The organism is Kitasatospora sp. NPDC056651 (assembly GCF_042792155.1).
GTDB lineage: Bacteria > Actinomycetota > Actinomycetes > Streptomycetales > Streptomycetaceae > Kitasatospora.
This window is the reverse complement of sequence record NZ_JBHTWX010000210.1, coordinates 1-4,421: the sequence shown is the minus strand read 5'-3', so window position 1 is coordinate 4,421 and position 4,421 is coordinate 1. Positions and strand designations below refer to the sequence as shown.

3 protein-coding genes are annotated in these 4,421 nt (G+C 72.4%); 2 read left to right on the top strand and 1 reads right to left on the bottom strand.

Features of this window, described 5'->3' with window-relative positions; genetic code table 11:
- Window positions 1–135: 135 nt before the first annotated feature.
- Window positions 136–1,590, bottom strand: a complete 1,455-nt coding sequence (locus ACFRAR_RS38270; protein ID WP_380705000.1) for a serine hydrolase domain-containing protein — start codon at window positions 1,588–1,590, stop codon at window positions 136–138.
- 465 nt (window positions 1,591–2,055) lie between these two features.
- Here ACFRAR_RS38270 and tdh point away from each other — a divergent pair, with 465 nt between their 5' ends.
- Together tdh and ACFRAR_RS38260 are read left to right on the top strand one after the other, a co-directional pair.
- Window positions 2,056–3,084, top strand: a complete 1,029-nt coding sequence (gene tdh, locus ACFRAR_RS38265) for an L-threonine 3-dehydrogenase (protein WP_380704998.1) — start codon at window positions 2,056–2,058, stop codon at window positions 3,082–3,084.
- A gap of 28 nt (window positions 3,085–3,112) precedes the next feature.
- Window positions 3,113–4,306, top strand: coding sequence for a glycine C-acetyltransferase (locus ACFRAR_RS38260; protein ID WP_380704996.1), 1,194 nt, complete (start codon window positions 3,113–3,115; stop codon window positions 4,304–4,306).
- Window positions 4,307–4,421: the final 115 nt, after the last annotated feature.

Sequence of the window (4,421 nt, the reverse complement as noted above, 5' to 3'; positions counted from 1 at the left end):
GATAAATACACCCCCTAACGCGGCGGCCGCGTCTGTTGTTTATACGCCCCCGGGGGGGGGTGGGGGGTATGTGCGGCGGCGCGGGGGCCCCGACCCGGCGGGTTGGGGCCCCCCCCCGCGGTTCACTCGTGCGGTTCAGGACAGGTGCAGGGTGGCGCCCGAGCCGGGGGCGGGCGTCGTGGTGGCCGTGGGGTAGGGCGTGGCCGACTGGTACGAGGACGGCGAGGGTGACTGGTACGGCGAGGGCGACGGGGACGGCGATGCGTAGGGCGAGCCCGAGGCGGCCCCGGTCGGCAGCGTGTAGACGTTGTCCGGCGAGACGATCTGCGTGATCGCCGTCGCCAGCAGCGTCGAGGGCTCCGAACCCTGGTACGTCACATCGGTGTTGAGGATGATCACCAGCGAGGCCTGCGCCGCCGGAAGGTACACCACGACGGTCTCGTACCCGGGCAGCGAGCCGTTGTGCCCGACCCACCCGTGGGTGGTGAACACCCCGAAGCCGTAACTGAGGTCGGGGGTGCCGGTGTCCTGCCCCTTGAGCCGGTCCGCCTGGGTGGCCGGCTTGAGCAGCGGCGTGCCGGTGGCCAGCACCTTCGACCAGGTCTGGAGGTCCGCCAGGTTGGAGATCACCGCGCCGGCCGCCCAGCCCCAGGACGGGTTCCAGGTGGTGGCGTCGGTGAGCTGGCCGTTCAGCGTCTGGTCGGTGTAGCCGTGGGCGTGCGGGTCGGGGAAGGTCGCGTCGGTCGGGAAGGTCGTGTCGGTGAGCCCGGCCGGGCCGAAGACCTGCGCCTTCAGGTAGTCGCCGAGCGGCTGCCCGCCGACCTTCTCGACCACCTGGCCGAGCAGGATGTAGTTGGTGTTGGAGTACTCGAACCTGCTGCCCGGCGCGAAGTCGGCCGGGTGCTTGAAGGCGTACGCGAGCAACTGGTCCGGTGTGAACGGGTGGTTGGGGTCGCTGAGGAAGTCGTGCTGGAAGTCCGGGTCGTTGCTGTAGTTGTACAGGCCGCTGCGCATCTGGCCGAGCTGGCGCAGGGTGATCCCGTCACCGCCGGGCACGTTGGGGACGTACTTGGAGACCGGGTCGTCCAGGCTGAGCTTGCCCTGGTCGGCCAGGAGCAGCACGGCGGTGGCGGTGAAGGTCTTGGTGACACTGCCGACCCGGGTGTACAGGTCGGCCGACATGGGTGTTCCGGCGTCCTTGTCGGCGACGCCGAAGTTCCGCTGGTAGCTGCCGCCGGGGGTGGTGTAGCCGACGATCACCCCGGGGATGGAGGCCTGCCCCATCACCTGTTTGATCGAGGCGTCCAGCTTGGCGGTGACGTCGGGGGTGAGCGCCACCACCCCGCCGGAGGGGCTGCCGCCGGCGCCGGGGGACGGGCTGAGCGCGGCCGGTTCGGCGGTCAGCCCCGGATCGGCCTGCTGCCGCGCGGGCTTGGCGTCCCCGGAACAGCCGGAGACGGCGAGCAGACCGGCCAGCGCGAGGGCGGCGGAGGCCGCCCGTACGGAGCGGGGAACGCGGACGGCGCGGGTCGCGCGGGACGCGTGGAGGGCGCGGGGAGCGGCCGGGCGCGGCCGTCGGGTTTCGGTCATCGGTGCGGGCGCCTCTCTGGGGCGGTCGGCCCCTTGGCGAAGGGCCCCGGAGCGCGCTGCTCGGCGGGCCGGAGCGCTGCTCCACGGGGCCGCTGGGGAGCGTCGCCACCGTAAGCACCGCCGCCGTGCGGCCGCGCGCGGGTCGCGGCCCGGCTGGCCCGAACGGGCGCGCCGTCAGCCGAGTGCCGCGTCCGGCTGGCGGCCCGCCGCCGGTGCCCCCTCCGGCCTGGCGCTCCGCCGGACGGGTGAGCACCGGCACGCCGTACCCGCCCCCGGCCGCTGCTCGGGCACGATCGTTCAGCCCAGCTGTGGCCGCCCTTAAGAATTCCTCGATGGACCGCACCCGCCCCGACCAGGCAGATTTCTGCCTGCCCGGAGTGTGCCCGTCAGGAACGGCCGCACCGGGCCACCTCGGCCTGCCCGACCCCCGAAGGCCGTCCACCCGCACGTCAGGAGCCGCCGCCCGTGAAGGCACTCGTCAAGCAGAAGGCCGAGCCCGGCCTCTGGATGGTCGATGTCCCGAAGCCCGAGATCGGCCCCGGCGAGGTGCTGATCAAGGTGCTGCGGACCGGCATCTGCGGCACCGACCTGCACATCCGCAAGTGGGACGGCTGGGCCCAGCAGACCATCAGGACCCCGATGACGATCGGCCACGAGTTCGTCGGCGAGGTCGCCGAGACCGGCGCCGGCGTCGCGGACATCGCGGTCGGCGACCTGGTCAGCGGCGAGGGCCACCTGGTCTGCGGCAAGTGCCGCAACTGCCTGGCCGGCCGCCGCCACCTGTGCCGCAACACCGTCGGCCTGGGCGTCAACCGCGACGGCGCGTTCGCCGAGTACGTGGCGCTGCCCGCCTCCAACGTCTGGGTGCACCGGGTGCCGGTCGACCTGGACGTGGCCGCGATCTTCGACCCGTTCGGCAACGCCGTGCACACCGCGCTGTCCTTCCCGCTGGTCGGCGAGGACGTGCTGGTCACCGGCGCCGGCCCGATCGGCATCATGGCCGCCGCCGTCGCCAAGCACGCCGGCGCCCGCAACGTGATGATCACCGACGTCTCCCCGTACCGCCTCGACCTGGCCCGCGAGGTCGGCGTGACGCTGGCGCTCGACGTGTCCGAGCACACCATCGAGGACGGCCAGCGGAAGCTGGGCCTGCGCGAGGGCTTCGACGTCGGCCTGGAGATGTCCGGCCGCCCCGAGGCGATGCAGTCGATGATCGCCAACATGACCCACGGCGGGAAGATCGCCATGCTCGGCCTGCCCGCCGAGCAGTTCCCGGTCGACTGGGCCTCGATCGTCACCTCGATGATCACCATCAAGGGCATCTACGGCCGCGAGATGTTCGAGACCTGGTACGCGATGTCCGTGCTGCTGGAGGGCGGCCTGGACCTCAGCCCGGTGATCACAGGCCGCTACCCCGCCACCGACTTCGAAGCCGCCTTCGACGACGCCGCGAGCGGCAACTGCGGCAAGATCATCCTCGACTGGACCGTCTGAGTCCCTCGCCGACTGAAGGAGTCTGCCCGTGTTCGACAACGTGCGCGCCGACATCGCCACCACCCTCGACGAGATCCGCGAGGCCGGCCTGTTCAAGCCCGAGCGGGTGATCGGCAGCCCGCAGAGCGCCGCGGTCACCGTCACCGCGGGCGGCCGCCCCGGCGAGGTGCTGAACTTCTGCGCCAACAACTACCTCGGCCTGGCCGACCACCCCGAGGTGCTCGCCGCCGCCAAGGACGCCCTGGACCGCTGGGGCTACGGGATGGCCTCGGTCCGCTTCATCTGCGGCACCCAGGACGTCCACAAGGAGCTGGAGGACCGCCTCTCGGCCTTCCTCGGCCAGGAGGACACGATCCTCTACTCCTCCTGCTTCGACGCCAACGGCGGCGTCTTCGAGACCCTGCTGGACGACCGCGACGCCGTCATCTCCGACGCGCTCAACCACGCCAGCATCATCGACGGCATCCGGCTCAGCAAGGCCCGCCGCCACCGCTACGCCAACCGCGACCTGGCCGACCTGGAGAAGCAGCTCCAGGACACCCAGGACGCCCGCCGCCGCCTGATCGTCACCGACGGCGTCTTCTCGATGGACGGCTACGTCGCCCCGCTGCGCGAGATCTGCGACCTCGCCGACCGCTACGACGCCATGGTCATGGTGGACGACTCGCACGCCGTCGGCTTCGTCGGCGCGGGCGGCCGCGGCACCCCCGAACTGCACGGCGTGATGGACCGGGTGGACATCATCACCGGCACCCTCGGCAAGGCCCTCGGCGGCGCCTCCGGCGGCTACGTCGCCGCCCGCCGGGAGATCGTCGCCCTGCTGCGCCAGCGCTCCCGCCCGTACCTGTTCTCCAACTCGCTGGCCCCGGTGATCGCGGCCGCCTCGCTCAAGGTGCTCGACCTGGTCGAGAAGTCCAACGAGCTGCGCGAGCGGCTGGCGGCCAACACCGCGCTGTTCCGCACGAAGATGACCGAGGCCGGGTTCGAGATCCTGCCCGGCGACCACCCGATCGCCCCGGTGATGATCGGTGACGCGGCCAAGGCCGGCCGGCTCGCCGAGCTGCTGCTGGAGCGCGGTGTGTACGTGATCGGCTTCTCCTACCCGGTGGTGCCGCACGGCCAGGCCCGGATCCGGGTGCAGCTGTCCGCGGCGCACTCCACCGAGGACGTCGAGCGCGCCGTGGCGGCCTTCGTGGACGCGCGCGCCGCGCTGGGGGAGTAGCCCGCCGGGGGAGTGGCTCCCTTGAAGCCGCCCGTGGGCCGGACCGCTCGGAACCGGACCGGCCCACGGGCTCATGACCGCCGTGCGGCGCGGGCGCGTCGATCCGCCCGCGCCC

Coding starts and splice junctions, on each gene's coding strand:
- ACFRAR_RS38270 (WP_380705000.1), bottom strand. CDS start 1,590: ATGACCGAAACCCGACGGCCGCGCCCGGCCGCTCCCCGCGCCCTCCAC.